Below are 26,096 nucleotides of genomic sequence, written 5' to 3' on the forward strand. Positions count from 1 at the left end.
CTGCGGCTGCGAACCGCTTATTCTACCCGTCTATTTCCCAGGAAAACCCCAACGTGAGCGAAGTTGCCATCAGCCAGGACCGCAGCCTGCACGAGCTTGACCGCCTGGCGGAGCTGGCCGAGGACGTGATCCGCCGCGCCCGCGCCGCCGGCGCCAGCCAGTCCGAGGTGGCCGCCAGCATCGACACTGGCCTGAGCGTGAACGTGCGCCTGGGCGAGGTGGAGACGGTGGAGCACACCCGCGACCGCGGCTTCGGACTCACCGTGTACTTCGGCCAGCGCAAAGGCTCGGCCAGTACCGCCGACCTCCATCCCGATTCGATCCAGGCCACGCTGGAGCAGGCCTGCGCGATCGCCCGCCACACCGAGGCCGACCCGGCCGCGGGGCTGGCCGACGCGACGCGCATGGCCACTGCGTTTCCCGATCTCGACCTGTGGCATCCGTGGGACATCGACACCGCGCAGGCGATCGAGTTGGGCATCCGGATCGAAGAGGCCGGTCGCGCGCATGCCGGCATCAGCAACTCCGACGGCGCCAGCGTGCAGGCTGGGCAGGGCTTGTCGGTGTACGCGAACTCGCATGGCTTCGTCGGGCGCGAGCGCGGCACGCGGCACTCGCTGTCGCTGGCGCTGATTGCCGGCGAGGGCGATGGCATGCAGCGCGACTACTGGTACGACAGCGTGCGCGCCGCCGGCGATTTCATGACTGCCAAGGCGCTTGGCGACAAGGCCGCCGAGCGCACGCTGGCGCGGCTGGGCGCACGCGGTCTGTCCACCCGGCAGTGCCCGGTGCTGTTCGCGCCGGAGCTGGCGCGCGGGCTGATCGGCCACCTCCTCGGCGCGGTCAGCGGCGGCGCACTGTACCGCCGCGCCAGCTTCCTGCTCGACCACGCCGGCCAGTCGATCATGCCGGCGTGGCTGCACATCGACGAGCGGCCGCACCTGCCGCGCGGCCAGGGCTCGGGCAACTTCGACGCCGAGGGCGTGGCCACCGTCGACAGCGCGCTGGTCGAAGGCGGCGTGCTGGCGCGCTACGTGCTGGGCAGCTACTCGGCGCGCAAGCTGGGGCTGGCCTCCACCGGCAACGCCGGCGGCGTGCACAACCTGATGGTGCAACCGGGCGCAGCCGACGGCGAGCGCAGCGATTTCGACGGCATGCTGCAGCGCCTGGGCAGCGGCCTGCTGGTCACCGAGGTGATGGGGCAGGGCGTGTCCACCGTCACCGGCGACTATTCGCGCGGGGCGGCGGGCTTCTGGGTCGAGCGCGGCCGCATCGCCTATCCCGTCGAAGGCATCACCATCGCGGCGAACCTGCGCGACATGTTCGCCGGCATCGTCGCGGTGGGCACGGATGTGGACTCGCGCTCGCACATCCTCACCGGCTCGATCCTGCTCGACCGCATGACGGTGGCGGGCGAGTAGGCATGACTCTCCCTCCCCTCCATCGCAGGGGAAGGCAGGGGTGGGGTTGCTCTTGATCACGGCTTCTTCGCCAGGCCAGGCAGCTCCTCTCCGTCTTCCCCCTGCGATGCCGGGGAGGAGCCAGGCGCTTGTCGCAGATTCATGCGGCAAAGCGGCGCCAGCCTTGCTAGCATCCTCCCGACCGGCAAGCGGCCGGTGAGCTTCGACGTAGAAGGAGATGCGCATGAGCGTTCCACCCGAGTCCGTCATTCCGCCCCCGCCAAGCGAGCCGCCGATGGCCGGAACCCCTTCCGCCGAAGAGCGGCAGTGGGCGATGTTCGCGCACCTGTCCGCACTGGTCGGCGTGATCATTCCGCTAGGCAGCATCATCGGCCCGCTGGTGATCTGGCTGATCAAGAAGGACACCATGCCGTTCGTCAACGACCAGGGCAAGGAAGCGCTGAACTTCAACATCACCGTGGCGATCGCCGCCATCGTGGGCTGGATCCTGTGCTTCATCCTGATCGGCTTCCTGCTGTTGGCGGTGTTGGCGATCGGCTGGCTGGTGTTCGTGATCATCGCCACGATCAAGGCGAACGAGGGCACCACCTACCGCTACCCGTTCACGCTGCGGCTGGTCAGCTGAGCCGGTAGGCGGCGAGGCGAAACGAGGGCGGCGCGAGCCGCCCTTTTTCGTGCGGTACGCGAGGTTTCAGTAGCGCCGATGGACGGCGTACAGCGCCAGCTCTTTCAGTAGCGCGGTGCGCCCGCCCAGCGACGCGATCGCGGCCAGCGCGGTGTCGGTCAGTTCGGCCAGCCGGGCGCGCGAGGCGTCGAGGCCGATGATCGAGGGGAAGGTGGGTTTGGCGGCGGCGGCGTCCTTGCCGGCGGTCTTGCCGATCACTGCCGATGCGCCTTCCACGTCGAGGACGTCATCGCGCACCTGGAATGCCAGGCCGACGGCGTGGGCATAGCGGTCCAGCGCGTGCAGGGTAGCGGCGTCGGCGCCGGCGGCGAGCGCGCCCAACTGCACCGAGGCGCGGATCAGCGCGCCGGTCTTGCAGGCGTGCATGTGCTCCAGTTCGTCCAGCGTCAGCGGATGGCCGACCGCGGCGAGGTCCAGTGCCTGGCCGCCGGCCATGCCTTCGGCGCCGCAGGCGCGGCCCAGCGCGCGCAGCATGGCGATGCCGATGGTGGCGTCGGGGCGTCGGGCGGCGTCGTCGGCGAGCAGCTCGAACGCCAGTGCCTGCAGTGCGTCGCCGGCGAGGATCGCCATCGCCTCGCCGAACACGATGTGGCAGGTCGGGCGGCCGCGGCGCAGCGCATCGTCGTCCATCGCGGGCAGGTCGTCGTGCACCAGCGAGTAGGCGTGGATCAGCTCCACCGCGCAGGCAGCGGCGTCCAGTGACGGACCGTCTTCGCCGAGCGCATGTCCGGCGGCGTAGACCAGCAGCGGGCGCAGCCGCTTGCCGCCGCCGAGCACGGCGTAGCGCATCGCACGATGCAATTCTGCAGGGGACTGTTCGGCCGGCGGCAGGCTGCGATCCAGTGCCTGTTCGGCACGCACGATCAGCGACTGCAGGGCAGGGCCAAGCTCAGGGGTCGGGTTCAAACGGTTGGGCGCTGTCGGGGGCATCGGGGTCGAGCAGCAGGCGCACGCGCAGTTCGGCCTGCTCCAGCGACTGCTGGCAGTGACGGAACAGGCCGATGCCGCGCTCGAACGAGGCCAGCGATTCGTCCAGGCTCATCTCGCCGCCTTCCATCTTCGCGACCAGTTGTTCCAGCTCGTCGAGGGAGTGTTCGAAGTCGGCGGCGGGCGGGGTCTTGCCGGGGGCGGGAGCAGTCTTTGCCATGGCCCGCAACGCTAACGCAGCGGGCGTCCGGAATCAATCTGCACTGGCCGGGAAACGGTGCCGGCGCGACCCGGATCAGCGCCCCGGGCGCCAGCGCGGCAGTGCGCCGGCTTGACGGAAAATCGCCGCGCCGCGGGTGCTGGCCCAGCGGTCGGCCACCGCGACCAGCTCGTCGTCGGCATACAGCAGCGGGCAGGCGTGGCGCTGCCACGGCGGCCATCGCGCCTGCTGGAACAGATCGCGCAGTTCGCGCGTATGCGCGTCGCCGGCGGGCTTGATGCGCTCGCCGCCGCAGCGCAGGCGCACCAGCAGCGGCTCGGCAAGGCGGGCGCCTGCGTCGGTCAGCGACAGTTCGCCGCCATCGGGCAGCGTCAGCGGCTCGCCGTGCCATGGCGCCTGCCAGTCGGCAGCGACGGCGCGCCCGGGCGGCAGGGCCCACAGCCGGCCCTTCCAGACATGCAGCTCGGCGCCGGCCCAGCGGATGCACGACAGCTGGCCGGCCCGCGCGCCGCACTGGCGTTCGATCTGCCGGCGCTGTGCGGTGGTGGGTGCGGGCAGGCTGCGCGCGTGCAGCCAGTGGTCGAGCAGCGGCTCGCGCAGTGCCGGTGGCAGCGCCAGCCAGCCGGCGGCGTCCAGGCTTCCGCTGGAGTCATGCAGCGCCTCGAATGCGGCCAGCCATTGCGTGCGCAGCGCGTCGGCGGCGGCGCGGCTGAGCGCGGCGCTGTGCAGGATCGAATCCACCGCGTGCGGCCAGCGCTGCAACAGGCGCGGCAGGATTTCATGGCGCAGCTGGTTGCGGGCGAGGCGGGTGTCGGCGTTGGAAGGGTCGTCGATGCAGTCCAGTCGGTTTGCCTCGACGTAGCCGTGCAGTTGCTGCCGCGACAGCGCCAGCAGCGGCCGCCAAAGTTGACCGCGGCCGAACGGGCGCAGCGCACGCATGCCGCCCAGCCCGTCCGGTCCCGCGCCGCGCAGCAGCTTCAGCAGCACGGTCTCGACCTGGTCGTCGCGATGATGGCCGAGCAGCAGGTATTCGCCGTCGCGCAGTCGCGCGGCCAGCGCGGCGTAACGCGCGTCACGGGCAGCGGCCTCCAGGCCCGTGCCGGTACCGTTGTCGACCCGCACGCGCAGCACCTCGCACGGCACCTCCAGTGCAGTGCAGAAGCGTTCGCAGTGCGCGGCCCATGCCGCGCTGTGCGCATGCAGGCCGTGGTCGACGTGCAGTGCGCGCAGGCCGCGTGCGCGGGCTGCGGGAAGCTGCGCCAGCGCATGCAGCAGGGCACTGGAATCCGGGCCGCCGCTGAATGCCACGCACAACGGCGCCGGCGGCAGGGAAGCCAGGGCGGCGTGCAGGTGCCGGGGCAGCGGATCGTTCACTTCTTGCCGGTGCGGGGCCGCACGTAGAGGTGCTTGCCGTTGCCGATCTGGCGTTCCTCGGTGTCGAACAGGCCGATGCCCTTGATCAGGCCGCTGAGCTTGGCGTAGCCGTAGTTGCGTGAATCGAAATCGGGCGATTGCTTGTTGACGATCTGGCCGACGCGTGCGAGCTGCGCCCAGCCGGTGTCATCGTCCGAGGCGGCCTCAATCGCGTTGCGCAGCAGGTTCATCAGACGCGTGTCGCCGCGCAGCTCCTTCGCCGAGCGCTGTTTCGGTGCCGTCTCGGTTTCGGTCTCGCTGGTGCCAGCCAGCACCTCGGTATAGATGAATTTGTCGCAGGCGGTGCGGAACGGCTCCGGCGTCTTCTTCTCGCCGAAGCCGTAGACGATGCGCCCGGATTCGCGGATGCGCGAGGCGAGCCGGGTGAAGTCACTGTCGCTGGAGACGATGCAGAAGCCGTCGAAGCGCTCGGCGTAGAGCAGGTCCATCGCGTCGATGATCATCGCCGAGTCGGTGGCGTTCTTGCCGACGGTGTAGCGGAACTGCTGGATCGGCTGGATCGAATGGCTCAGCAGCACTTCCTTCCAGCCGCTGAGGTCGGGCTTGGTCCAGTCGCCGTAGATGCGCTTGACGTGGGCGGTGCCGTATTTGGCGATCTCGGCCAGCAGGCCCTCGACGATGGCCGGGCGGGCGTTGTCGGCGTCGATCAGTACGGCGAGCTTGTCGTGGGCCATGGGCGGGAGATCCATCGGAAAGGGACGCACCGATGGTAACGCGATGTCCTCATCATGATGAGGACGCCATGGGAGCCCGTTCGCGAGCGATGCTCTTTCTTCGGACATTCAAGGCAGGAGCATCGCCCGCGAGCGGGCTCCTACACGTCCACGCGGGTGAGGTGGGTTATTCCAGGTAGGCGCCGTAGCTGCGCAGGCGCTTGTAGCGCTGGGCGAGCAGGTCGGCGAGCGGCATCGCCTCGAGTTCGTCGAGCTGCTTCAGCAGCACGGCCTTCAGGCGGATCGCCATCGAGCGCGGGTTGCGGTGGGCGCCGCCGAGCGGCTCGCGGATCAGCTTGTCGACCAGGCCCAGTTCGAGCAGGCGCGGCGCGGTCATGCCCAGCGCTTCGGCGGCGTCCTTCACCTTGTCGGGGCTCTTCCACAGAATCGAGGCGCAGCCTTCGGGCGAGATCACCGAATAGGTCGAGTACTGCAGCATGTTGGTGCGGTCGCCTACGCCGATCGCCAGCGCGCCGCCAGAACCGCCTTCGCCGATCACGGTGCACACGATCGGTACTTTCAGTTCGGCCATCTCCAGCAGGTTGCGCGCGATCGCCTCGCTCTGGCCGCGCTCCTCGGCGCCCACGCCGGGATAGGCCCCGGGGGTGTCGATCAGGGTCAGCAGCGGCAGGCCGAAGCGTTCGGCCATCTTCATCAGGCGCAGCGCCTTGCGGTAGCCCTCGGGGCGCGGCATGCCGAAGTTGCGGCGCACCTTGTCCCTGGTGTTGCGGCCCTTCTGGTGGCCGATGATCATCACCGCGCGGCCGTTGATGCGGCCGAGGCCACCGACGATGGCGGCGTCTTCGGCGTACATGCGGTCACCGGCCAGCTCGTGGAACTCCTCGCAGATCACGCCGATGTAGTCGAGCGTGTACGGCCGCGCCGGGTGGCGCGAGAGCTGGGTGGTCTGCCACGAGTTGAGGTTGCGGAAGATCTCGGCAGTCTTCAGCTTGAGCTTTTCGCGCAGGCGGTCGACTTCCTCGTCGATGTTGAACGCCTGGCCACTGCTGGCGTGACGAAGCTCTTCGATCTTCGCGTCCAGTTCGGCGATCGGTTGTTCGAAATCGAGGAAGTTGGGGTTCATTCGTTGCTGTTCATGGCACGGAAGCAGCTCAGTATACCGTTCCGCAGGAAAGCGCGAGAACGGGGCCGTATGGCTGTGACCGGGTCGGCAGATGCCTGCCGCCAGCCGCGCGATTGCGTTATCGTCCGTGCCACCAGGCACCAGCCGCCGGAGCGTCGCCATGTCCAGCAAGCCCATCGACAACGCCAGGCTCGACCGCATCGTGGCCGAGGCCCGGCGCGCCGCCGAGCAGCGCGAGCTGGGCTATCGCGAGCGGGCGCTGAAGATGTATCCGTGGGTGTGCGGCCGCTGCGCACGTGAGTTCACTCGTGCGAACCTGCAGGAGCTGACCGTGCATCACCGCAACCACAACCATGACGACAACCCGCCGGACGGCAGCAACTGGGAGCTGCTGTGCGTGTACTGCCACGACAACGAGCACGCGCGGCACATCGACCACGTGCGCGGCGGGGTGATGGCGGTGGAGGCCGCGCCGCCGGCGACCGGCAACCCGTTCGCGGACCTCAAGGCAATGCTGGAGCGGGGCGGGAAGTGATTTCCTCCGCTCCCTGCAACGCAGGGGGAGGTTGGTAGGGGGCTCTTGATCTTGAATCCAAGATCAAGAGCGAACCCCACCCCGACCCTCCCCTGCGAGCAGGGGAGGGAGCAGAGCGGGCCAGTTGCTGGCCGGGAACTCACCGGAACGGTTCCTTCCCTGCGTAGCAGGGGGAGGTCAGGAGGGGGCTTTTGATCTTGGGTTCAAGATCAAGAGCGGGGCGAGTCAGTCCTGCTGCTTGACGATGCGCAGGCGCGCGGCTTTCACGCCGGGTAGCGCGCGCACGGTGCGCAGCAGCTCGGGGATGGCATCCACCCGCCAGGCTTCGCCCAGCTCGAAGTCGGCTTGCGCACCGTGGTTGCGGTAGCCGTGCAGGGTCACGCTGGCCCGCCCGCCACGGTAGCCGGCCAGGGCGTGTTGCAGCTGGCCGACGAAATCCGGGCCGATGCCGTTCAACTTCAGCTGCAGCAGGCGCGCGTGTTTTCGGCAGGCGTCGGCCAGTGACATCGCGCTGCGCGCGCGCAGCTGGAAGCCGCCGCCGGAGAACTCGTCGATGCGCAGGCCGCCCTCGACCACCAGCATCTGGTCGCGGGTCAGCAGTGGCGCGACCTGCTGGTACAGCTCGCCGAAGAAGCTCACCTCGATGATGCCGCTGCCGTCCTCCAGCCGCACGAAGGCGTCGCTGTCGCCGCGCTTGCGCACGGCAGTGACCATGCCGGCGACGGTCCATGGCGTATCGGGGCCGCGGCGGAAACGGTTGCCGTCGTCGTGGTCGTTCCGGCGCGGCTTCGGCGGCTGGTAGCGCTCGGTGATCTCGCCGAGCGGACAGGTGGACAGCTGCGCCAGCTCGTCCTTCCACGGGTCGGTGGGGTGGCCGGAGAGGTAGTGCCCGAGGGTGTCGCGTTCGCCCTGCAGCTTCTGCTCCAGCGGCCATTCCGGCACGGTCGCCAGTTCGATCTTCAGCACCGGGGCGGCACTGCCCAGGGCAGCGCCGAACATGTCGTTCTGGCCCGACTGCTTGTCGCGCAGGTGTTGTTCGGCAGCCTTGATCGCGTCGGGCAACTGCTCCATCAGGCTGGCGCGGTTGGCGGCGAGCGCATCCAGCGCGCCGGACAGGATCAGCGCCTCCAGCACACGGCGGTTGAGCTTGGTCGGATCCACACGGCGGCAGAAGTCGGCCAGATCGGTGTACCTGCCGTTGGCGCGCTCGGCGACAATGGATTCGCAGGCGCCCTGGCCGACGCCCTTGATCGCGCCGAGACCGTACTGGATGACCTTCGGCTCGATCGCCACGAACATGTATTCCGAGGCGTTGACGTCCGGCGGCTGCACGGTGATGCCGATCGCGCGCGACTCGTCGAGGAAGGTCACCACCTTGTCGGTGTTGTCCATGTCCGAGGAGATCGTGGCGGCCATGAACTCGGCCGGGTAGTGCGCCTTCAGCCAGGCGGTCTGGTAGGAGACCAGCGCGTAGGCCGCGGCATGCGACTTGTTGAAGCCGTAGCCGGCGAACTTCTCCATCAGGTCGAAGATGGCGTCGGCCTTTTCGCCGCTGAGCCCATCCTTGGCCGCGCCCTCGCGGAAGATCGCGCGATGCTTGACCATCTCCTCGACTTTCTTCTTGCCCATTGCGCGGCGCAGCAGGTCGGCGCCGCCGAGCGTGTAGCCGCCCACGATCTGCGCCATCTGCATCACCTGTTCCTGGTAGACCATGATGCCGTAGGTCTCTTTCAGGATCGGCTCGACGCGCGGGTCGGGGTATTCCACTTCCTCGCGGCCGTGCTTGCGCGCGATGAAGCTGGGGATCAGGTCCATCGGGCCGGGGCGGTACAGCGCCACCAGCGCGATGATGTCCTCGAAGCGGTCCGGCTTGGCGTCCTTCAGCATGCGCTGCATGCCGGAGGATTCGAGCTGGAACACCGCGACGGTCTGCGCCTTCTTCAGCAGTTCGTACGGCGCGGGGTCGTCCAGCGGCAGTGCCGAGATGTCCAGCGGCGCCTCGCCGGTTTTCGCGCGACGCGCATTGATCGCCTTCACCGCCCAGTCGATGATGGTGAGCGTGCGCAGGCCGAGGAAGTCGAACTTCACCAGGCCGACTGCTTCGACGTCGTCCTTGTCGTACTGGGTCACCACGCCGCCGCCGCCGGCTTCGCAGTACAGCGGCGCGAAGTCGGTCAGCGGGCTGGGCGCGATCACCACGCCGCCGGCGTGCTTGCCGGCGTTGCGGGTGAGGTTTTCCAGCTTCAGCGCCAGGTCGATCAGCGCGCGCGCTTCCTCGTCCTGCTCGTACAGCTCGCAGAATTCCCTGACGACCCGCTCCGGTTCCTTCTTCGCCTTCTCGCTGCGGCCCAGCGCGCACGACAGCGTGAGGTCGAGCGGCCGCGCGGGGATCAGCTTGGCGATGCGGTCGACCTGGTTGTAGCCGAAGCCGAGCACGCGGCCGGAGTCGCGCAGCACGGCCTTGGCCGCCATCGAACCGTAGGTGATGATCTGGCTGACGCGGTCGCGGCCGTACTTGCGCGCGACGTAGTCGATCACCTCGTCGCGGCGGTCCATGCAGAAGTCGATGTCGAAGTCGGGCATCGACACGCGTTCGGGGTTGAGGAAACGCTCGAACAGCAGGTCGAACTGCAGCGGGTCCAGGTCGGTGATCTTCAACGCCCAGGCCACCAGCGAGCCGGCGCCGGAGCCGCGGCCGGGACCGACCGGGATGCCGTTCTGTTTGCCCCAGTTGATGAAGTCCGCCACGATCAGGAAGTAGCCGGGGAACCCCATCTTGACGATGACGTCCAGCTCGCGCTCCAGCCGCGCCTGGTAGTCGGCGAGCGTGTGGCCGGCGGCCAGTGGCGCGCCGGCCAGGCGCTGCTTGAGGCCCTGCCGCGACAGCTCGCGGATGTGGCTGTCGAGGTCGTGGCCCTCGGGTACCGGGAAGTCGGGCAGGTAGTAGGTGCCGAATTTCAGTTCCAGGGTGCAGCGTTTGGCCAGTTCGACAGTGTTTTCTAGCGCCTCGGGGATGTCCGCGAACAGCGCGGCCATTTCCTCCGGCGTCTTCAGGTATTGCTGGTCGCTGTACTCGCGCGGGCGCTTGGGATCGGCCAGCACGCGGCCCTGGTGGATGCACACGCGCGCCTCGTGCGCGCCGAAGTCGTCCTGCGTGAGGAAGCGCACGTCGTTGCTGGCCAGCACCGGCAGGTCGAGTTCGGCGGCCAGCGCCAGCGCGGCGGTGTTCCAGTTTTCCTCGCCCTCGCGGCCGCAGCGGGTCAGCTCCAGGTACAGCCGTTCGGGGAACAGCCGCGCCAGTGGACGCAGCTTCGCCAGCGCCGCTGCAGTGCCCTGGTTCTGGGCGATGCGACCGACTTCGCTGTCGCGGCCGAGCAGGGCGATCAGCCCCGCGGTGGCGTCGGCGCCGAGCCAGCCGGCGTCGACCAGCGCGCGGCCGCCGTGCTGGCCTTCCTGCCAGGCGCGCGAGACCAGCCGCGACAGGTTGAGGTAGCCGTCGCGGTGCTGGCACAGGACGGTGAGTCGCCACGGGCGCGGGTCGTCCGGTGCGGCGATCCACAGGTCGCAGCCGCCGATCGGCTTGATGCCGGCGGCATTGCAGGCCTTGTAGAACTTCACCAGCGCAAACATGTTGCTGTCGTCGGTCAGCGCCACCGCCGGGATGCCGTCGCGCACGCAGGCGGCGACCAGCGCCTTGATGCGGATGGTCGAGTCGACCAGCGAGTATTCGCTGTGCAGGTGCAGGTGGGTATAGCGGACGGTCATGCCGGTTTGCGCGGTGAGTTCCCGCAGGCTAACCGTGGCGACCTTCTCTCACAAGCTTGACAAGGTGTGAATCGGTTGCCGCGCCCGGCCTGCGCCGGGCGCGTTGCCGCGAAAGCGTCATGGGCCGCTGTCGCGTGGCGTTTTCATCCGTGGGACGGCTGGTCGCCATCAGACCACGCGAAACCGCTCGTCTTCATCGAGGCGGATGACGTAGTGGTCGAGGCTGTCCACCGCCAGCGGACGGAGGTTGTAGTCGGCGTGCGGCGCCATGGGGTCCTGGATGGCGATGGGGGTGTCGTCCGCCGGCAGGGTGAAAACGGTGGTCGGCATCGGCGGCGCGATGGGGCGGTTGGTGGGAGGCATCATGGCACGACTCCTGCGGGCTGGTGAGTGCGCGCCCGGCGAGTCTCATCGGGACGACAGGCCGGTGCTGCCGGCGTCCCTGCTGATCGCGGTTCCTGTGGTGAATGATGCTCCCGCGCGGGGAAAAGTTGCATAGACGAATGGGCTACGCGCGCAATCTCATCGTGGTCGCGACCAGGTTTGCGCGTACGCGGGCAAGCTTTCAGAACAGGCGCGCCTGGTCCAGCAGCAGGCGCACCGGCGCGAAGCTGCGGCGGTGCTGCGCGCATGGCCCGAGCCGCTGCAGTGCGGTCAGGTGCGCCGGGGTCGGATAGCCCTTGTGCATGGCGAAGCCGTAACCGGGATGCATGCTGTCGAGGGCGACCATCACGTGGTCGCGGCTGACCTTGGCCAGGATCGAGGCCGCACTGATCGCCGGCTCCAGCGCGTCGCCGCCGACGATCGCCCGGCCCGGGCAGGGCAGGCCCTGCGGCAACTGGTTGCCGTCCACCAGCACCTCGTGCGCGAGCGGCGCCAACCCGGCCACGGCGCGGCGCATGCCGGTCATGGTGGCCTGGAAGATGTTCAGGCGGTCGATTTCGTCCGGCTCGATCAGCACGATGCTGTACGCCACCGCGCGTTCGACGATCAGCGGATACAGCGCCTCGCGCTTGGCTTCGCTGAGCTTCTTCGAGTCGTTCAGGCCGGGGATCGGGCAGGCCGGGTCGAGGATCACCGCCGCCACCGCCAGCGGGCCGGCCAGCGGTCCGCGACCGGCTTCGTCGACGCCGGCGACGAGTACGCCGCTTGCGTTGGCCTGCTCTTCTTCGCGGGAACGGGATGGGGGCGCGGAGCCGGCGTCTGTCGCGTGTTCCCTAGCCATGGCTTTCGTCGATCAGTTCGGCGATCGCCGCCGCCGCACGGTCTCCGGCATGGCCTTCCAGGCCGCCGCGCAGGGCCTGGTGCAACTGCTCGAACGCGGCCACGATCGCACCGCGCCGCTCGCTGTCCCTGAACAGTGCGAGGATGGCGGCGGCAAGCTGGTCGGCGGTGCAGTCGTCCTGCATCAGTTCGGGCACCAGCAGGCCGTCGCCGAGGCCGCAGGCGCGGGCCAGGATGTTCGGCAGCGCATAGACGTCGGTCTTCAGCATCTTCAACAGGCGCGCGATGCGGTAGCTCAGCGGTGCCACGCGATAGCCGACGACCATCGGTCGCTTGGCCAGCATCGCCTCCAGCGTGGCAGTGCCGGAGGCCAGCAGCACCACGTCGGCGGCCAGCATCGCCTCGTGCGCGTGGCCGTCCAGCAGCAGCGGCGCGGTTTCGTCGCGCGGGCTGCCGGCGAGCAGTGCTTCGAGCCGGGCGCGCACCTGCGGGTTGGCGGCCGGGATCACCACGCGCAACCCGGGCACGGCGGCGGCCACGCGGTTCGCCGCATCGATGAAGACCTGGCCCAGCCGGCCGACTTCCGACAGCCGGCTGCCGGGCAGCACGGCCAGCACCGGCGCCTGCTGCGGCAGTTGCAGCGCGTCGCGCGCGCCGACGCGGTCGGACACCAATGCGAAACGGTCGGCCAGCGGGTGGCCGACGAAGCGGGCGTCGACGCCGTGCTTCGCGTAGATCGCCGGCTCCATCGGGAACAGGCACAGCACGCGGCGTGCGCTGCGGCCGATCTTCTCCGCGCGCTGCTCGCGCCAGGCCCACACCGACGGGCTGACGTAGTGCACGGTCAGCACGCCGGCCTGCTTGAGTCGCCGCTCCACGCCGAGGTTGAAGTCGGGCGCATCGATGCCGACCACCACGGCCGGTCGCGCCTGCAGCAGGCGCGCGACCAGCGCCTTGCGCAGCCGCAGCAGGCGGGGCAGGTGGCGGACCACCTCGCTGAAACCGAACAGCGACAGTTCGCGGATGTCGTACCAGGAGTCGAAGCCCTCGCGCTGCATGCGCGCGCCGCCGATGCCGACGAAACGCGCCTGCGGGTAGCGCTGGCGCAGCGCCACGATCAGGTCGGCGCCGAGCTGGTCGCCGGATTCCTCGCCGGCGAGGATGGCGATCAGCGGGGACTCGAGGTGCGGGGGTTCAGTCATGCCGCAAGCATAAGCCAGAGCGCGCGCCTGGTTGCCCGACAAGCGGGACGCTTATCGGGCGAGCGCCCGTTCGCTGTGGTCGAGGAACTCCAGCATCGCGCGCACGTCGTCGCTCTCGTGCGCCTGTTCGGCCAGTTTCTCGCGTGCCTCGGGCAGCGACAGGCCGGCCATGTACAGCGTGCGGTAGGCGCGCTTGATCGCGGCGATGCGCGTGGCGTCGAAGCCGCGCCGCTTGAGGCCTTCGCTGTTGATGCCGCGCGGGCGTCCCTGCTGCTCGTTGGCCATCATCACGAACGGCGGCACGTCGTGGCCGACCAGGCAGCCCATGCCGATGAACGCATGCGCGCCGACCTTGCAGAACTGATGCACGCCGGAGTAGCCGGACAGGATGGTCCAGTCGCCGATGGTGACGTGCCCGGCCAGTGCGGAGTAATTGGAGAACACCACGTTGTTGCCGATCTGGCAGTCGTGCGCGATGTGCACATAAGCCAGCACCCAGTTGTCGTTGCCGACGCGGGTGACGCCGCCGCCGTCGCCGGTACCGCGGTTGATGGTGGTGAACTCGCGGATCAGGTTGCGGTCGCCGATCACCAGCTCGGTGCGTTCGCCCTGCCACTTCTTGTCCTGCGGCGCGCCGCCGAGCGAGGCGAACTGGGTGATGCGGTTGCCGCGGCCGATCTTCGTGGGCCCTTCGATCACCACATGCGGACCGATCTGCGTGCCGTCGCCGATCTCGACCTCGGCCCCGATCACGCTGTACGCGCCGATGCTGACGTTGGCGCCGATGACGGCAGAAGGGTCGATCAGCGCAGTGGGATGGATCATTTCCGGGCCCTCGCGGCGCACATCAATTCGCAACTGGCCACTTCCTTGCCGTCGACCAGGCTGCGTGCCACGAACAGCCCCATGCCGCGCACCAGGCGCTTCTGGCTGACTTCGAGGCGCAACTGGTCGCCGGGCACCACCGGTGCGCTGAAGCGTGCGTTGTCCACCTTGACCAGGTAGAACAGCGGGCTGCCCTTGTCGCCCTTCATGCGTCGGCTCAACTGGGTCAGCAGGCCGGCGGCCTGCGCCATCGCCTCGACGATCAGCACGCCGGGCATCACCGGGTGGCTGGGGAAGTGGCCCTGGAAGAACGGCTCGTTGATGGTCACGTTCTTCAACGCGGCCACGCTGACGTCGGGCACGATCTCGACCACGCGGTCCACCAGCAGGAACGGATAGCGGTGCGGCAGCAGTTCCTGGATCTGCTCCACCTCGATCGGCAGTGTCATGAAGTCGCTTTTTTCACTCATTGTTGCTGTCCTTCTCCAGCGTCGACAGTCGGCGCGCGTACTCGTCCAGATGCTTGAAGCGCGCCGCGTTCTTCCGCCACTGGCGGTTGTCCTGCAGCGGCACGCCGGATGAATATTCGCCGGGTTCGCGGATCGAGTGCGTGACCAGGCTCTTGGCGGTAATGGTAACCCGGTCGGCCAGTTCGAGATGGCCGAGCACGCCGGCGTTGCCGCCGATCATGCAATAGCGGCCGATCTTCGCGCTGCCGGCCACCGCGGCGCAGCCGGCCATCGCGGTGTGCGCGCCGACGTGCACGTTGTGGGCGATCTGGATCTGGTTGTCCAGCCGCACGTCCTCTTCCAGCACGGTGTCGTCCAGCGCGCCGCGGTCGATCGTGGTGTTGGCGCCGATCTCGCAGTCGTCGCCGATGCGCACGCCGCCGAGCTGCGGCAGCTTGATCCAGTGGTCGATATCGAAGGCCAGGCCGAAGCCGTCCGAGCCGATCACCGCGCCGGGGTGCACCAGCACGCGCCGGCCCAGGGTGACCCGCGTCACCAGGGTGACGCGCGCCACCAGCCGCGACTGCGCACCGACGATGCACTCTTCGCCGACGATGCAGTGCGGGCCGAGCACGGCGCCGTCGCCGATCACCGCGCCGTCGGCGATCACGCAGCCCGGGCCGATGCTGGCGCTGGCGCTGACCCGCGCGCCGGCGGCGACCACGGCGCTGGGGTGGATGCCCGCGGGTGCGGCCGGCAGCCGTTCGAACAGCGCGGCAATCTTCGCGTAGGCGACGTAGGGGTCCGGCGCGACCAGCGTTGCGGTGGGGCAGTCGGCGCGGTTCTCCTCACGCAGCACCACCACGCCGGCGCGGGTGGCGGCCAGTTGGGCGGTGTACTTGCTGTTGGAGAGGAAGCTGAGCTGGCTGGGGCCGGCACCGACCAGCGTGCCGACGCCATCGATGACCCGTGCGCCATCGCCGCTGAAGCCGAGACCGAACCGTTCGGCCAGCTCGGCCACCGTGTAGTTGATTGCGCTCATGCGTGGCTCCGGAACCTGCCGGGCATTGTAGGGGCTGGCGTGATGGGGCGCAGTGCGCCGAGCCACTGCGGCCGGCAAAAGAAAGCGCGGACTGGCCGCGCTTTCCCTTATTCCTCAGGCCCCGGGCTCAGCTCAGAACTGGCTGCCGAAGGTGAACTGGATGCGCTCCTCGTAGTGGCGATCGGCAGCCTTGGAGCGGAGCGGCATGGCGAAGCTGATGATCAGCGGGCCGATCGGCGCCTGCCATTGCAGCGACAGGCCGGTGGAGGCGCGCAGCTCCTTGGCGTCGAAGCTCTTGTAGTCCTTGTAGACGTTGCCGACGTCCATGAACCAGGACACGCGTGCGGTGTTGACGTCCTTCAGGAACGGCAGCGGCAGGAACACCTGCGCGGTGCCGAGCACCTTGAACGCGCCGCCGATCGGCTGTGCGTAATAGGCACCGTTGTTGCACATGCCGTTGGCGCCGGGTGCGCTGCCGTCGATGCAGACCCGCGGCCCCAGCGTGTTGTCCTGGTAGCCGCGCACGTCGCGCACGCCGCCGGCGTAGTAGTTCTGCCAGAACGGCAGGTCCCGGCGCATGTCGGTGATGATGTGGCTGGGATTCTGGGCCAGGCTGGCGTCCTTCAGCGTTGCGAAGGCGTCGTCGCTGATGCCGTTCTTGCCGTAGGTCTTGCCGTAGCCGACCTGGCCGTCCAGGTACAGCACGAAGCCCTTGCCGATTGGCCAGTAATGGTTGAGCTCGGTGTTGAGTTTCCAGTACTGCACGGTCGATCCGGGCAGGGCGACGTCGGTCGAGGCCGAGATCAGGCCGCCGCGGGTCGGTGCCCAGTAGCCGTTGCGGGTGTCGTGGTTCCAGCCCAACGTGCCGGTCCAGGTGTGGATGGTCTTGTTGCCGATCTCGTTCTGGTAATCGAGCAGCACCTGTGGGCTGAAGCCCGGGAACAGGTTGACCTTGTTGCTGCTCACGCCCAGGCCCACGCGCAGGCCGTCGGTCTCGCTGATCGGGATGCCGAGGTAGGTGGAGAAGCTCTTCGCGCTGGTGGCGTAGTTGGCGAAATCGGTGTTGCCGTAGTCGGTCTTCGAGTACGTCGCGCTGTAGCCGATGCCGATGCCGCTGTCGGTCAGGTACGGGTTGTAGTAGTTGAGGCCGAGGCGGGTGTAGTAGGTACTGCGCTCGCCGCTGATCGAGAAGCTGTCGCCGGTGCCGAACAGGTTGTTCTGCGACACCGAGGCGTTGAGGATGATGCCGGAGTACTGCGAGTAGCCGATGCCGAACTGCATGCTGCCGGCGGACTGTTCCTCGACCTTGACCGTGACGTCCACCTTGTCCTGGGTGCCCGGCACCATCTTCTTGTCGATGTCGACCGTCTTGAAATAGCCGAGGCGCTGCAGGCGGACCTTGGAGCGGTCGATCGCCGCTTGCGAGTACCAGGAGCCCTCGAGCTGGCGCATCTCGCGGCGCAGCACGTCGTCTTCGGTACGCGTATTGCCTTGGAACACCACCCGCCGCACGTACACGCGCTGGCCGGGCTCGACGTACAGGGTCAGGTCGACCGTGCGCTTTTCCTTGTCCAGCTTGGGGATCGGAGTGACCTTGGCGTAGGCGTAGCCGATGTTGGCCAGCACCGCCTTGATCGCCTTGGTGCTGGCTTCGATCGCGCCGCGGTTGAAGGTGTCGCCGTCCTTGACGAAGACCAGCTGGCGCATGGTCGCCTCCGGCAGGATCAGCTCGCCGAGCAGCTTCACGTCGCTCACCTTGTAGATATCGCCTTCCTTGATGCTGGCGTCGATGTACATCGCGCGCTTGTCGGGCGCGATCGCCACCTGGGTGGAGTCGACGCCGAAATCGGCGTAGCCGCGATCCATGTAGTAGGACTGCAGCTTCTCCAGGTCGCCGGAGAGCTTCTCGCGGGAGTACTGGTCGTCCTTCGAATACCACGACATCCAGTTGGTGGTGTCCGATTCGAAGCCGTCGCGGATCTGCTTGTCGGTGAACGCGTGGTTGCCGAGGATGTTCAGTTCCTTGATCTTGGCCGCCTTGCCCTCGCGGATCTCGATCTCGACGGCGACGCGGTTGCGGTCCAGCCGGGTCACGTGCGGATCGACCGAGACGTTGTACTTGCCGCGGTTGTAGTACTGCCGGATCAGTTCCTGCTGCACGTTGTCCAGCGCCAGGCGGTCGAACGTCTCGCCTTCGGACAGGCCGATTTCCTTCAGGCCCTTCTTCAGGTCGTCGGTCTTGATGTCCTTGTTGCCGCGCAGGGTCAGCTTGGCGATCGACGGCCGCTCGACCACCTTGATCACCAGGATGTTGCCTTCGCGCTCCAGTTCGACGTCGCTGAAGAACTTGGTGCGGTACAGCGCGCGGATGGCCTGCTGCGCGGCGTCGCTGGTCAACTGGTCGCCCTTGTTGATCGGCAGGTAGTTGTACACGGTACCGGCCGAGATCCGGCTGAGGCCGTCGATGCGGATGTCCGACACCACGAACGGGTCGAACGCGAACGCATTGGCGGAGAGGGAGGCAAGCAGGATCAGCGCGGCGATACGCTTCATCGTCGGTTCCGTTGGGTTATTCCGATGGAGCGGCCGGCGCGGCCGCCCCGATCAACGCATGAGGCAGGGACAGGCCCTGCCTCGGAAGAGAGTCCGCACCCCGTCGGGAGGGTGCATTCGGCAACGCCTGGTCGCGCCATGCCGCAACCGGCGCAGGCAGCCTCGTCATCGGCACGCGGCAGTCGCCGGCCATCGGCATCACGACAACAGCATGCGATGGAGGTCGTTGTAGAACGCCAGCCCCATCAGGGTGAACAGCAAGGCGAGGCCGATGTACTGGCCCACCACCATCGTCTGTTCGCTGACAGGACTGCCCTTGATCAACTCCACAAGATAATACAGCAGGTGTCCGCCATCCAGGACCGGGATCGGCAGCAGGTTGAGGATCGCCAGGCTCAGCGACACCAGCGCGAGGAATTGCAGGAACCACGACAGGCCCATGCCGGCCGAGGCGTTCGCCACCTCGGCGATGCCGATCACGCCGGACAGGTTGCGGGTCGAGGCTTCGCCGGTCAGCATCTTGCCGAGCATGCTGAAGGTCTGCGTGGTATTGCGCCAGGTGGCGCCGAGCGAGGCGGCCATCGCCTTGACCGGGCCGTAGCTGACGGTGGCCGCCTCGACTGCCGGCGCACCGACGCCCATCACCCACTTCGGCGGCTGGCCTCCGAGCGACTCCCACTTCGCCGTGACGCTCAGCTGCAGCGGCCGGCCGTCGCGCTCGATAGCGATCGCCAGTGCCGGCGACTTGACTGCTTCCGCCTGCACCAGCTTGCCGAAAGCGGCAAAGTCGCCCACCGGCTGGCCGTTGACGCTGAGGATGCGGTCGCCGCCCTGCATGCCGGCCAGCGCGGCCGGCTGGCCGGGCATCACGGTGGCGGCGATCGCCGGCGGTGGCGCCAGCTTCAGGCCTAGCTTGCCCAGGTACTGGCCCACGTCCTGGCCCGGCGGCAGCTCGTCCAGCGGCAGCACCAGCTCGCGCGTGCGCCCGTCCTGGCCGCGCACGGTGAGCGGCAGCGGTGCACGCCCGAGCAGGGCATTGGCCACCGCGTCCATCGAGTCGGACCAGGTGGAGACGGCGCGACCGTCGATGTCGAGGATGCGGTCGCCGGGCTGGATGCCGGCGCTGGCGGCGATGCTCTGTGGTGCCGCGGTCACCACCGGGGCGACATCCGGACGGCCCAGCATGAACATCAGCCAGAACGCGGCGACGGTGAAGATCAGGTTGAAGCCCGGTCCGGCGGCGACGATGGCGATGCGCTGCCACACCGGCTTGCCGGTGAATTCCTGCCCGCGCAGCGCCGGGTCGACCTCGCCCTCGCGCGCGTCGAGCATCTTCACGTAGCCGCCCAGCGGGATCGCGGCGATCTGGTATTCGGTGCCGTCGCGGCCGAGGCGCTTCCAGACCGCATTGCCGAAACCGACCGAGAAGCGCAGCACCTTGACCCCACAGCGGCGCGCGACCCAGTAGTGGCCGAACTCATGGAAGGTCACCAGCACGCCGAGCGTGACCAGCAGCCAGAACACCGAGCCGAAGAAGGAAGTCATCAAATGCCGTGGCGAAAAGTCATCGAAGCAAGAATATCAGCAAGCACGGCGCAGAACGCGGCGGGCCGCCTCCCGCGCCGTGCGGTCGCGTTCACGCAGGGTTTCAACATCGACCACGGCTTGCGCCGGCAGTTCCGCCAGTACCGCCTCGACCACATCGGCGATCGCCAGGAACGGCAGCGCGCCGGCCAGGAAGGCCTCCACCGCCACCTCGTTGGCGGCGTTCAGCACGGCCGGGGCGTCGCCGCCGGCGCGCAGCGCCTGGAACGCCAGCGCCAGGCAGCGGAAGGTGTCGAGGTCCGGCCGTTCGAACTGCAGCGGGGCGCAGGCAGTGAGGTCCAGTGACGGCACGCCGGACTCGACCCGCTCCGGCCACGCCAGCGCATGCGCGATCGCGGTGCGCATGTCCGGGTTGCCGAGCTGGGCCAGTACCGAGCCGTCGACGTATTCGACCATCGAGTGCACCAGGCTCTGCGGATGCACCACCACGTCGATCGCTTCGGCCGACGCGCCGAACAGGTGGTGTGCCTCGATCACCTCCAGGCCCTTGTTCATCAGGGTGGCCGAGTCGACCGAGATCTTGCGCCCCATCACCCAGTTCGGGTGTTTGCAGGCCTGGTCCGGCGTGATCCCGGCCAGTTGCGCCCGCGTGCGGCCGCGGAACGGGCCGCCGGAGGCGGTCAGGACCAGCCGCCGCACACCGCTCCGGTGCAGGTCGGGGCGGCCGCCCGGCAGGCACTGGAAGATCGCGTTGTGCTCGGAGTCGACCGGGATCAGCGCGCCGCCGCCGGCGGCGAGCGCTTCCAGCAGCAGCGGGCCGGCCATCACGATGGATTCCTTGTTGGCCAGCAGCAGGCGCTTGCCGGCACGCGCGGCGGCCAGGGTGGATTCCAGCCCGGCGGCGCCGACGATGGCGGCGACCACGGTGTCGCACAGTCCGCCTCCGGCGGCCGCCGTCAGCGCGGCATGGCCGCTGGCCACTTCGCAGCGCACGCCGGCGGCGGCCAGCCGGCGCGACAACTCGGCTTCCAGCGAGGGATCGGCGATCACCGCCAGCTGCGGCCGATGCCGCACGCACAGGGTCGCCAGCGCCTCGACCTGGCGGTGCGCGGTCAGCACGCTGGCGCGGAAGCGGTCGGGGTGACGCGCAATGACGTCGAGCGTGTTGCCGCCGATCGAACCGGTGGCGCCGAGAACGGCGATGTCGTGCATCTTCAGATGTCCAGCAGGAGCAGGCCGGCGGCGAACACCGGCAGCGCGGCGAACACGCTGTCCAGCCGGTCCATCAGACCGCCATGGCCGGGGAAGATGGTGCCCGAATCCTTCACCTGGGCGTGTCGCTTCATCAGGCTCTCGATCAGGTCGCCGACGATGGACACGGCCACGGTGACCGCAGCCAGCAGCGCCAGTGCCAGCAGTGCCGTACCGCGCACGCCGAGCAGCCAGCCGCCGGCTTCGGCGACCAGCACGCCGGCCACCATCGCGCCGTAGGCGCCGGCCCAGGTCTTGCCGGGGCTGATCTGCGGCGCGAGCTTGCGCTTGCCGAAGGTGCGGCCGCTGAAATACGCGCCGATGTCGGATGCCCACACGATCGCCAGCGCCAGCAGGGTCCACCAGTGGCCGTGCGGTGCACGGGCATGGATGCCGACCAGGGCGACCCAGGTCGGGAAGATCACGAACGCACCGGCGAGCAGCTTCAGCGCGCGGTTCTCGCGGGTGGGCGCCGCGGCGAACGCGAAGTGGCGCAGCCACAGGCAGGCCAGCAGCCACCAGGCCACGCCGACCGCCAGCAGCAGCGGGGTCAGCGCGGTGGCGTGACTTCGCCACAGCAGGGCGAACACGCCTGCCGCCGCGGCCAGCACGGCGGTGCGCCACGCGCGGCTGGTCACGCCGCTCAGCTGCGCCCATTCCCACCACGCGGCCAGGAACGCCAGCGTGACGATGCCTGCGAAGACTGCGGTCGACGGCAGCAGGATGATCAGGATCGCCAGCGGCGCGAGCACCAGGGCGGTGAGAATGCGCTGAAGCAGCATGGAAATCCTCTAGGAAGCGTTGGCGACCTGCTCGCCGGTGCGGCCGTAGCGGCGCTCCCGGCGGGCATAGTCTTCGATGGCCCGGCGCAGGCAGGCCTGGTCGAAATCGGGCCACAAGGTGTCGGTAAAGTACAGCTCGGCATAGGCGACCTGCCACAGCAGGAAATTGCTGATGCGGCATTCGCCGCCGGTGCGGATGAAAAGGTCCAGCGGCGGCAGTCCGGCCAGGCTCATGCGCTGGCCCAGCGCGGCCTCGTCGATCTCGTCCACGCGCAACTCGCCGCATGCCACCGCCGCGGCGACCCGGCGGCTGGCCTGCACGATGTCCCAGCGGCCGCCGTAGCTCACCGCGATGTTCACCTGCAACCGCTCGTTGCCGGCGGTGCGTTCCATCGCGGCCTGCATGCGTTCGCGCAGGGCGTCGTCGAAGGCGGCCAGCTCGCCGATGAAGCGCAGCCGCACGCCGTGACCGTGCAGCTCGTCCACTTCCTTGTCCAGCGCGCGCACGAACAGGCTCATCAGGGCGCCCACCTCGTCCTGCGGGCGCTGCCAGTTCTCGCTGGAGAACGCGAACAGGGTCAGCACCTGCACGCCTTCGCGCAGGCATGCCTCGATGGTCTCGCGCACGGCCCTGCGGCCGGCGTTGTGGCCGAAGCTGCGGGGGCGGTGGCGGGCCTTGGCCCAGCGGCCGTTGCCATCCATCACGATGGCGATGTGGCGCGGGACGCGGGGTGCCTTGGCCTTGGTCATGAAGTGGGAGTGGACGATGGCTCGGTCAAAGCGCCATCAACTCCTCTTCCTTCGCCTTGACCACGGCGTCGACGTCCTTCACCGCGCGGTCGGTGAGTTTCTGGATCTCGTCGTCGATGCGGCGGTCTTCATCCTCGGTGATGAGCTTTTCCTTGAGCAGGTCCTTGACCTGCTGCAGGGCGTCGCGGCGCACGTTGCGGATCGCGATCTTGGCGTTCTCGCCCTCGTGGCCGACGTGCTTGGCCAGTTCCTTGCGGCGCTCCTCGGTGAGCGCGGGCATGTTCAGGCGGATCACGGTGCCGGCGGTGGTCGGCGTGATGCCCAGGTCGGAGGCCATCAGCGCCTTCTCGATCGGCGCCACCATGTTCTTTTCCCATGGCGTGATGATGATCGTGCGCGCGTCGGACAGCGTGACCGAGGCGACCTGGGTCAGCGGCATGTCCGAGCCGTAGTACGACACCTTGATGCCGTCCACCAGCGCGGTGCTGGCGCGGCCGGTACGGATGCGGGTGAGGTCGTGCTTGAGTGATTCGATGCTCTTGCCCATGCGGGTCTGGGCATCGGTCTTGATGTCGTTGAGCATGTGGCGTTTCCCGGTGAATCTGGCAACGTTCGATTATAGCAGCGGCGGCGGGCGGGGCTTGCTGCGGCGCGGTCAGCCGCCGTTGACCAGGGTGCCGACCGACTCGCCGCGCATGATCCGCATCAGGTTGCCCGGCACGGTCATGTCGTAGATGCGCAGCGGCATGCCATGGTCGCGGCACAGCGCGATGGCGGCGGTGTCCATCACCTGCAGGTTGCGCTGGATCACCTCGCCGTAGGTGAGCCGCTCGTAGCGGGTGGCATCGGGGTGGCGTGCCGGATCGGCGCTGTACACGCCGTCCACCTTGGTGGCCTTCAGCAGCAGGTCGGCCTCGATCTCCACCGCGCGCAGCGCGGCGGCCGAGTCGGTGGTGAAGAACGGGTTGCCGGTGCCGGCGGCGAACAGCGCGATGCGCCCCTTCTCGATGTGGCGGATCGCGCGGCGGCGGATGTAGTCCTCGGCCACGTCGTGGATCTGGATCGCGCTCATCACGCGCGCGTAGCCGCCGCGCTTCTCGATCGCGTCGGCCATCGCCAGCGCGTTCATCACCGTGGCCAGCATGCCCATGTGATCGCCGGTGACACGGTCCATGCCGGCCGCGGCCAGGCCGGCGCCGCGGAAGATGTTGCCGCCGCCGATCACGATGCCGACCTGCACGCCGGTGCGCTGCACCTCGATGATCTCGTCGGCCAGGCGGCCGATCACGTTCGGGTCGATGCCGTAGTCGGCATCGCCCATCAGCGCTTCACCGGAGAGCTTGAGCAGGATGCGGTGGTACTTGGGCTGGTCGCTCATGGATTCTCCGGATTGTATGGGGCAAACCGGCGCATTGTAGCGGAGAGCGGGGGGAGGGACGAGGCGTGAGCGGATATGAGCGGGAAACGGGGCGCCGCCCGACCCTGACCGAAAACGAAAAGGGCCGCGGTTTCCCGCGGCCCTTATTCGAAGCGCTGCTCTTTCTGAAAGTCCGGCCACGGATGGCCGGTTTTCCCGTCAGGGACGACGGGTCACGTTACCTCAAGCCGGCCTGCTTCATCACCTCGGCGGCGAAATCCTCTTCCACCTTCTCGATGCCTTCGCCGACGGCCAGGCGGACCACCGAGACGACATCGGCGCCTTCCTTCTTCAGTGCCTCGGCCACGCTCACGTTGGTGTCGAGCACGTAGGGCTGGCCGAGCAGGGTGACTTCGGCCACGATCTTGTGGATCTTGCCGGCGATGATCTTCTCCAGGATGTCGGCCGGCTTGTTCTTTTCCTTGTCCGACATGGCGGCCAGCGCGATTTCCTTCTCCTTGGCGAGGAAGTCGGCCGGCACGTCCTCGGCGCGGACGTAGGCCGGGTTCATCGCGGCCACGTGCATCGCGATGCCCTTGGCCAGGTCCTCGGACCCGCCCTTGAGCGCCGCCAGTACACCGATGCGGCCGCCGTGGATGTAGTTGCCGATCACGCCGTCATTCTCGGTGCGGGCCATGCGACGCACGTCGATCTTCTCGCCGATGGTGGCGATCAGCGCCTTGGCCGCGTCCTCGACCGTGCCGCCGCCGGGGTAGGCGGCGGCCTTGAGCGCGTCGATGTCGGCAGCGCCGGACTTCAGCGCGACTTCCGCCACGTTGTCGCTGAACTTCAGGAAGCTGGCGTCCTTGGCGACGAAATCGGTCTCGCAGTTGATCTCGACCAGCACGGCCTTGCCGGTGCCCTGGGCGACCACGATGCGGCCTTCGGCGGCGATGCGGCTGGCTTTCTTGTCAGCCTTGGCCAGGCCGGACTTGCGCAGCCATTCCATCGCCGCCTCGATGTCGCCGTTGTTTTCGACCAGGGCCTTTTTGCATTCCATCATGCCGGCGCCGGAACGCTCGCGCAGCTCCTTGACCAGTTGTGCGGAAATAGTGCTCATCGTCAATCCTCTAATGCGTGGGTGGCGCCGGGGCAGGTACCTGCCCCGGCGCGTTGTCGCTAGTGATCCGACGGCGGAGCCGTCGTCGCGCGCTTACTTCGCGGAAGCGCCATCGCGCGGGCCACGGCCACCGTCGCGGCGCGGGGCGCTCTTGCGCGGGGCGGCGTCGCGGCGCGGGGCCGGCTTGCGGTCGACCTTGGCGACCGGGTTGCCTTCCTCGTCCAGCTCGACGAAGTCGTTGGCGTCGCCCTGGGCGGCGGCCGGCGCGGCGGCCTTGCCTTCCAGGATCGAGTCGGCGGCGGCGCGGGCGTACAGCTGGATGGCGCGGATGGCGTCGTCGTTGCCCGGGATGGCGTAGTCGACCAGCTCCGGGTTGTAGTTGGTGTCGACCACCGCGATCACCGGGATGCCGAGCTTCTTGGCTTCCTGCACCGCGATGTCCTCGTGGCCGATGTCGATCACGAACAGCGCGTCGGGCAGGCGGTTCATGTCCTTGATGCCACCCAGCGAGGCCTGCAGCTTCTCGCGCTCGCGGCGGCGGGCCAGCACTTCGTGCTTGACCAGCTTGTCGAACGAACCGTCGGTCTCGGCCGCTTCCAGCTCCTTCAGGCGCGACACCGACTGCTTCACGGTGCGGAAGTTGGTCAGCATGCCGCCGAGCCAGCGCGAGGTGACGAACGGCATGCCGGCGCGCGCGGCCTCTTCGGCCAGCGGCTCGCGGGCCGAACGCTTGGTGCCGACGAACAAAATGGTGCCGCGCTTCTGCGCCAGGCCCGACAGGAAGTTCATCGCGTCGGTGAACAGCGGCAGGGTCTTCTCGAGGTTGATGATGTGGATCTTGCCGCGGGCGCCGAAGATGTACGGGGCCATCTTGGGGTTCCAGTAACGGGTCTGGTGACCGAAATGGACGCCGGCTTCCAGCATCTGACGCATGGTGACTTGTGCCATGGGGTGTCGCTCCGATTGTCGGTTCCCTTGGGAGGAACCTGGGGTTGGGACCTCCACGCATCCCCGGCTTCGACCGCGGCTTGCCCGGTTTTGATGGTGGGCGAGGCGCGGCACCCCGAAGGCGGTGCCGATGCGTGTGTGGCGTTGGTTTGGGTGTTGTACCGCTGGGAGTTACAATCCCGGTTCGCTTTGCATGGATCGACTCCTGCTCGGGAGGCGTCAGCCCTGCAAAACCCCGAAATTGTAGCCGGTGCGCCGGCGTTG

The 26,096-nt window shown here is 68.4% G+C and carries 24 protein-coding genes; 3 read left to right on the plus strand and 21 right to left on the minus strand.

The genetic code is table 11. The features are described from left to right. The first annotated feature begins 53 nt into the window (after nt 1-53). Both pmbA and R5H19_RS04125 read left to right on the plus strand, forming a co-directional pair. Nucleotides 54-1,421 carry a metalloprotease PmbA gene (pmbA, locus tag R5H19_RS04120; RefSeq protein ID WP_318157686.1) on the plus strand — a complete coding sequence of 456 codons (1,368 nt, stop codon included), beginning with the start codon at nt 54-56 and terminating at the stop codon, nt 1,419-1,421. 223 nt (nt 1,422-1,644) lie between these two features. Further along, on the plus strand, nt 1,645-2,046 hold the full coding sequence (locus R5H19_RS04125) for a DUF4870 domain-containing protein (RefSeq protein ID WP_318157687.1): 402 nt from the start codon (nt 1,645-1,647) through the stop codon (nt 2,044-2,046). Nucleotides 2,047-2,112: 66 nt separating this feature from the next. On the opposite strand, the gene R5H19_RS04130 is transcribed toward R5H19_RS04125, so the two are convergent. From R5H19_RS04130 to R5H19_RS04150, 5 genes are all read right to left on the minus strand, one after another. Next, nucleotides 2,113-3,012 (minus strand): farnesyl diphosphate synthase, encoded by a 900-nt coding sequence (locus R5H19_RS04130; protein ID WP_318157688.1) that lies wholly within the window; start codon nt 3,010-3,012, stop codon nt 2,113-2,115. Further along, nucleotides 2,996-3,253: an exodeoxyribonuclease VII small subunit gene (locus R5H19_RS04135; RefSeq protein WP_318157689.1), complete on the minus strand. Its 258-nt coding sequence runs from the start codon at nt 3,251-3,253 to the stop codon at nt 2,996-2,998. Before R5H19_RS04135 ends, R5H19_RS04130 begins: the two co-directional genes overlap by 17 nt. Before the next feature lie 75 nt (nt 3,254-3,328). After that, the gene (gene tilS / locus R5H19_RS04140) at nt 3,329-4,627 is read right to left on the minus strand and encodes a tRNA lysidine(34) synthetase TilS (protein ID WP_318157690.1); all 1,299 of its coding nucleotides are present in this window, start codon (nt 4,625-4,627) and stop codon (nt 3,329-3,331) included. Then, nucleotides 4,624-5,361 (minus strand): NYN domain-containing protein, encoded by a 738-nt coding sequence (locus tag R5H19_RS04145; protein WP_318157691.1) that lies wholly within the window; start codon nt 5,359-5,361, stop codon nt 4,624-4,626. The genes tilS and R5H19_RS04145 overlap by 4 nt, the downstream gene beginning before the upstream one ends. Before the next feature lie 166 nt (nt 5,362-5,527). After that, on the minus strand, nt 5,528-6,484 hold the full coding sequence (locus R5H19_RS04150) for an acetyl-CoA carboxylase carboxyltransferase subunit alpha (protein ID WP_318157692.1): 957 nt from the start codon (nt 6,482-6,484) through the stop codon (nt 5,528-5,530). A 160-nt stretch (nt 6,485-6,644) separates the two neighbouring features. Here R5H19_RS04150 and R5H19_RS04155 point away from each other — a divergent pair, with 160 nt between their 5' ends. After that, a complete protein-coding gene (locus R5H19_RS04155) occupies nt 6,645-7,019 on the plus strand; it encodes a YajD family HNH nuclease (protein WP_318157693.1) in 375 nt (124 codons plus the stop codon). A 225-nt stretch (nt 7,020-7,244) separates the two neighbouring features. On the opposite strand, the gene dnaE is transcribed toward R5H19_RS04155, so the two are convergent. The 16 genes from dnaE to rpsB all read right to left on the minus strand — a co-directional run bounded on the left by dnaE (nt 7,245) and on the right by rpsB (nt 25,832). Continuing rightward, complete coding sequence (gene dnaE / locus R5H19_RS04160; protein ID WP_318157694.1) at nt 7,245-10,784, minus strand: DNA polymerase III subunit alpha; 3,540 nt, start codon at nt 10,782-10,784, stop codon at nt 7,245-7,247. Between the two features lie 168 nt (nt 10,785-10,952). Further along, nucleotides 10,953-11,150 carry a hypothetical protein gene (locus tag R5H19_RS04165; protein ID WP_318157695.1) on the minus strand — a complete coding sequence of 66 codons (198 nt, stop codon included), beginning with the start codon at nt 11,148-11,150 and terminating at the stop codon, nt 10,953-10,955. 199 nt (nt 11,151-11,349) lie between these two features. After that, entirely contained in the window at nt 11,350-12,009 is a 660-nt protein-coding gene (rnhB, locus tag R5H19_RS04170) for a ribonuclease HII (RefSeq protein ID WP_318157696.1), read from the minus strand. Continuing rightward, a complete protein-coding gene (gene lpxB / locus R5H19_RS04175) occupies nt 12,002-13,210 on the minus strand; it encodes a lipid-A-disaccharide synthase (protein WP_318157697.1) in 1,209 nt (402 codons plus the stop codon). Before lpxB ends, rnhB begins: the two co-directional genes overlap by 8 nt. Nucleotides 13,211-13,261: 51 nt before the next feature. Further along, complete coding sequence (gene lpxA / locus R5H19_RS04180; protein ID WP_318157698.1) at nt 13,262-14,035, minus strand: acyl-ACP--UDP-N-acetylglucosamine O-acyltransferase; 774 nt, start codon at nt 14,033-14,035, stop codon at nt 13,262-13,264. Then, nucleotides 14,032-14,505 (minus strand): 3-hydroxyacyl-ACP dehydratase FabZ, encoded by a 474-nt coding sequence (gene fabZ / locus R5H19_RS04185; RefSeq protein WP_318157699.1) that lies wholly within the window; start codon nt 14,503-14,505, stop codon nt 14,032-14,034. The genes lpxA and fabZ overlap by 4 nt, the downstream gene beginning before the upstream one ends. Then, nucleotides 14,498-15,526 carry a UDP-3-O-(3-hydroxymyristoyl)glucosamine N-acyltransferase gene (lpxD, locus tag R5H19_RS04190; RefSeq protein ID WP_318157700.1) on the minus strand — a complete coding sequence of 343 codons (1,029 nt, stop codon included), beginning with the start codon at nt 15,524-15,526 and terminating at the stop codon, nt 14,498-14,500. The genes fabZ and lpxD overlap by 8 nt, the downstream gene beginning before the upstream one ends. 132 nt (nt 15,527-15,658) lie before the next feature. Continuing rightward, nucleotides 15,659-18,079 carry an outer membrane protein assembly factor BamA gene (gene bamA / locus R5H19_RS04195; protein WP_318157701.1) on the minus strand — a complete coding sequence of 807 codons (2,421 nt, stop codon included), beginning with the start codon at nt 18,077-18,079 and terminating at the stop codon, nt 15,659-15,661. A 198-nt stretch (nt 18,080-18,277) separates the two neighbouring features. Continuing rightward, nucleotides 18,278-19,624: an RIP metalloprotease RseP gene (gene rseP, locus R5H19_RS04200; RefSeq protein WP_318157702.1), complete on the minus strand. Its 1,347-nt coding sequence runs from the start codon at nt 19,622-19,624 to the stop codon at nt 18,278-18,280. Between the two features lie 36 nt (nt 19,625-19,660). Continuing rightward, nucleotides 19,661-20,836 (minus strand): 1-deoxy-D-xylulose-5-phosphate reductoisomerase, encoded by a 1,176-nt coding sequence (locus tag R5H19_RS04205; protein ID WP_318157703.1) that lies wholly within the window; start codon nt 20,834-20,836, stop codon nt 19,661-19,663. Nucleotides 20,837-20,838: 2 nt separating this feature from the next. Next, a complete protein-coding gene (locus tag R5H19_RS04210) occupies nt 20,839-21,657 on the minus strand; it encodes a phosphatidate cytidylyltransferase (RefSeq protein WP_318157704.1) in 819 nt (272 codons plus the stop codon). Nucleotides 21,658-21,666: 9 nt separating this feature from the next. Then, nucleotides 21,667-22,407, minus strand: coding sequence for a polyprenyl diphosphate synthase (uppS, locus tag R5H19_RS04215; protein ID WP_318157705.1), 741 nt, complete (start codon nt 22,405-22,407; stop codon nt 21,667-21,669). Between the two features lie 25 nt (nt 22,408-22,432). Continuing rightward, the gene (gene frr / locus R5H19_RS04220) at nt 22,433-22,990 is read right to left on the minus strand and encodes a ribosome recycling factor (RefSeq protein ID WP_318157706.1); all 558 of its coding nucleotides are present in this window, start codon (nt 22,988-22,990) and stop codon (nt 22,433-22,435) included. Between the two features lie 72 nt (nt 22,991-23,062). Further along, nucleotides 23,063-23,785: a UMP kinase gene (pyrH, locus tag R5H19_RS04225; RefSeq protein ID WP_318157707.1), complete on the minus strand. Its 723-nt coding sequence runs from the start codon at nt 23,783-23,785 to the stop codon at nt 23,063-23,065. 217 nt (nt 23,786-24,002) lie between these two features. Continuing rightward, complete coding sequence (tsf, locus tag R5H19_RS04230) at nt 24,003-24,884, minus strand: translation elongation factor Ts (RefSeq protein WP_318157708.1); 882 nt, start codon at nt 24,882-24,884, stop codon at nt 24,003-24,005. A gap of 93 nt (nt 24,885-24,977) precedes the next feature. Continuing rightward, nucleotides 24,978-25,832: a 30S ribosomal protein S2 gene (rpsB, locus tag R5H19_RS04235; RefSeq protein WP_318157709.1), complete on the minus strand. Its 855-nt coding sequence runs from the start codon at nt 25,830-25,832 to the stop codon at nt 24,978-24,980. Nucleotides 25,833-26,096: the final 264 nt, after the last annotated feature.

The sequence above is a fragment of the Rhodanobacter sp. KK11 genome (genome assembly GCF_033345435.1).
Taxonomy (GTDB): Bacteria; Pseudomonadota; Gammaproteobacteria; order Xanthomonadales; family Rhodanobacteraceae; genus Rhodanobacter.

Bases quoted from the DNA above. Each gene is read 5' to 3' on its own strand.
- frr (WP_318157706.1), bottom strand. From the start codon at position 22,990: ATGCTCAACGACATCAAGACCGATGCCCAGACCCGCATGGGCAAGAGC.
- pyrH (WP_318157707.1), bottom strand. From the start codon at position 23,785: ATGAGCGACCAGCCCAAGTACCACCGCATCCTGCTCAAGCTCTCCGGT.
- R5H19_RS04150 (WP_318157692.1), bottom strand. From the start codon at position 6,484: ATGAACCCCAACTTCCTCGATTTCGAACAACCGATCGCCGAACTGGAC.
- uppS (WP_318157705.1), bottom strand. From the start codon at position 22,407: ATGACCAAGGCCAAGGCACCCCGCGTCCCGCGCCACATCGCCATCGTG.
- dnaE (WP_318157694.1), bottom strand. From the start codon at position 10,784: ATGACCGTCCGCTATACCCACCTGCACCTGCACAGCGAATACTCGCTG.
- fabZ (WP_318157699.1), bottom strand. From the start codon at position 14,505: ATGAGTGAAAAAAGCGACTTCATGACACTGCCGATCGAGGTGGAGCAG.
- rpsB (WP_318157709.1), bottom strand. From the start codon at position 25,832: ATGGCACAAGTCACCATGCGTCAGATGCTGGAAGCCGGCGTCCATTTC.
- R5H19_RS04135 (WP_318157689.1), bottom strand. From the start codon at position 3,253: ATGGCAAAGACTGCTCCCGCCCCCGGCAAGACCCCGCCCGCCGCCGAC.
- lpxD (WP_318157700.1), bottom strand. From the start codon at position 15,526: ATGAGCGCAATCAACTACACGGTGGCCGAGCTGGCCGAACGGTTCGGT.
- R5H19_RS04145 (WP_318157691.1), bottom strand. From the start codon at position 5,361: ATGGCCCACGACAAGCTCGCCGTACTGATCGACGCCGACAACGCCCGC.
- rnhB (WP_318157696.1), bottom strand. From the start codon at position 12,009: ATGGCTAGGGAACACGCGACAGACGCCGGCTCCGCGCCCCCATCCCGT.
- lpxA (WP_318157698.1), bottom strand. From the start codon at position 14,035: ATGATCCATCCCACTGCGCTGATCGACCCTTCTGCCGTCATCGGCGCC.
- R5H19_RS04210 (WP_318157704.1), bottom strand. From the start codon at position 21,657: ATGCTGCTTCAGCGCATTCTCACCGCCCTGGTGCTCGCGCCGCTGGCG.
- tsf (WP_318157708.1), bottom strand. From the start codon at position 24,884: ATGAGCACTATTTCCGCACAACTGGTCAAGGAGCTGCGCGAGCGTTCC.
- R5H19_RS04165 (WP_318157695.1), bottom strand. From the start codon at position 11,150: ATGATGCCTCCCACCAACCGCCCCATCGCGCCGCCGATGCCGACCACC.
- rseP (WP_318157702.1), bottom strand. From the start codon at position 19,624: ATGACTTCCTTCTTCGGCTCGGTGTTCTGGCTGCTGGTCACGCTCGGC.
- R5H19_RS04155 (WP_318157693.1), top strand. From the start codon at position 6,645: ATGTCCAGCAAGCCCATCGACAACGCCAGGCTCGACCGCATCGTGGCC.
- R5H19_RS04125 (WP_318157687.1), top strand. From the start codon at position 1,645: ATGAGCGTTCCACCCGAGTCCGTCATTCCGCCCCCGCCAAGCGAGCCG.
- R5H19_RS04205 (WP_318157703.1), bottom strand. From the start codon at position 20,836: ATGCACGACATCGCCGTTCTCGGCGCCACCGGTTCGATCGGCGGCAAC.
- lpxB (WP_318157697.1), bottom strand. From the start codon at position 13,210: ATGACTGAACCCCCGCACCTCGAGTCCCCGCTGATCGCCATCCTCGCC.
- bamA (WP_318157701.1), bottom strand. From the start codon at position 18,079: ATGAAGCGTATCGCCGCGCTGATCCTGCTTGCCTCCCTCTCCGCCAAT.